Source organism: Tabrizicola sp. (genome assembly GCF_030694085.1).
In the GTDB taxonomy this organism is placed as follows: Bacteria; Pseudomonadota; Alphaproteobacteria; order Rhodobacterales; family Rhodobacteraceae; genus Tabrizicola.
The window spans coordinates 1-1,088 of sequence record NZ_JAUXZE010000063.1 but is presented as its reverse complement, the minus strand read 5'-3'; the positions used below and the strand labels follow the sequence as shown (position 1 = coordinate 1,088).

The 1,088-nt window shown below is 63.7% G+C and carries 2 protein-coding genes; both read right to left on the bottom strand.

The window, feature by feature from the left end; translation table 11 throughout:
* The coding region (locus tag Q8M85_RS15140) for a relaxase/mobilization nuclease domain-containing protein (protein WP_371135269.1) at positions 1–555 on the bottom strand (555 nt) is incomplete at its 3' end.
* A partial coding sequence (gene mobC, locus Q8M85_RS15135; protein WP_305546105.1) for a plasmid mobilization relaxosome protein MobC occupies positions 542–1,088 on the bottom strand: 547 nt, incomplete at its 5' end. The genes Q8M85_RS15140 and mobC, both read right to left, overlap by 14 nt.

Genomic DNA, 1,088 nt, shown 5'->3' with positions numbered 1-1,088 from the left:
GTGGTGATCCTTCCCGAGAAAGAACATTTCGCCATCCTTGCTGCGGCGGTTCAGAACGATATGCGCATGTGGATGCGCGCGATCTTGGTGTATTGCAGCAATATAGTCGAATTGCGACCCCTCACCTTGAAAGAACCGCTCGCAGACGGTTTCCGTGATCGCGCGCACCTCTTCGCCGCTGGTGCCGACGGGAAACGCCATCAGCAGATGCGAGGTATGGCCGAGCTTGGGGCTGTGCCGCTCACCCCACTGGTTCTCGAAGCGCCGCACGACCCGGTCGATCTCGGCCTGGGACAGGGTCTTTTTGCCATCATGCGTGCCACGACTGTCGAGGATGTGGCTAGACTTTGTAGTGAGATAGGTCAGCTGGGCCTTCAACTGGGCGCCGGTATGGCACCCACCCTTGGAGATGGGCTTGAAGATAGCAGGGGAATAGCCCCGCGCGGCCCGGACCATCTGGGCATTCTTCGCCAGCCCCTGCCAGCTGCCCGAGACCCGGCTCCAGTCGCGATCGAAGAGGGCGGGCCCGATACCGCGGGCCTCACTCCGCGCCATAGCCCGCCTTTTGCTGCGAATCTGGCCGCGCCAGACCGGCGAGGGCCTTGGTCACCTCGAGGTCCAGCACACGGCGGCGCGCGCGAAACATCTCCTGGATCTGGTCGGCCATTTCGAAGACGAGCAGCGCGAGGTTACGGATCTCGGCATGGCTGGCAGAGGTGTAGGGCAGCCGCTCGCCTTTGAGCTTTGCCTCGTTCAGACGGCGCGCGATCTGGTTCACGTTGTTACCGACCCGGTTCAGCGCCGCGCTCAACCCTCTTAGCTCATCCGTCATGCCTTCATCGGGGCGCAGGAGATCGTCGGCGGCCAGCATCAAGCAGCGCATGGCATCTGACCGATGGGCAATGCCGCGCCGCGCGAGAACTGCATCGAAGCCGCGAAGGTCGCGGTCGGTGACGCGCATGGTCAGCACACGGGTGCGGCTGTCGTTGGCGGAGACAGCGGAACGGCCCCGGCCGATGACGTTGTAGACGGTCTTGGGCGAAACCTTCAGCGCCGCGCTGATCGCACCAACCGAGACGCCTTTCGCC